Here is a 689-nt window from a genome sequence, read left to right on the forward strand (position 1 = left end):
CTTTAGAAATATGGTGAAGAAACCCCTTAAAGTTTCTTCCTCTTGCTTCTTTAGACATATCTATAGCTTTAAAATTTTCTGTGCGATTTAAATACTCTAAGAAACTAGTTACAGCGTTAAGTATGGAATTAACTGATGTTTCCTCTCTTTTAGCCTTCTTTGGTTGTATATCTATTACCTTTAAATGCCCTGCTGGATTTCTTAACCAACCTACAAAGTTTGCTAAATCCTCAAATTGTAAATCTCCTAATTCGATTCTACTTTGGCTCATAAATTCATAAAACAGCTTGAGATGATAACAATATGTTTTAATGGTATTTGGAGCTTTGCCCGTATTATCCAAGTACTTTATAAATCGCTTAACCGGTTCTATCACTTCAAATTCTTTATCTAGCAGTATGTATAACGGATATGATTTTTCCTCCACAATTACTTTCTGAACCTTCATCTTTCCACCACCTTTAAATACTTTAACTACTATTAATAATACCCTTATATATTTAATAGTTAAAGCACTGTAATTAAAAAATCCTAAACTTCGAGTACTTAGAGTACTCTAGTTTAGGATACTATGTTTAACGGATCACCACTTGGATGATTATGTGCAATTATAGGTACACTTTTAGGCTTTAACCATTATACGCTACATTATACTCTCTATCCGTTGATGTTAATTTGTTTTTAATTTT

General features: G+C 31.1%; 1 protein-coding gene. It reads right to left on the bottom strand.

Annotation, left to right across the window (positions count from 1 at the left end; genetic code table 11):
* A partial coding sequence (locus tag KA878_RS14020) for a site-specific integrase (protein WP_210142257.1) occupies positions 1–448 on the bottom strand: 448 nt, incomplete at its 3' end.
* Between the last annotated feature and the right edge of the window lie 241 nt (positions 449–689).

Origin of the sequence: Staphylococcus sp. GDY8P57P (assembly GCF_017892585.1) — a bacterium.
Lineage (GTDB): Bacteria > Bacillota > Bacilli > Staphylococcales > Staphylococcaceae > Staphylococcus > Staphylococcus borealis.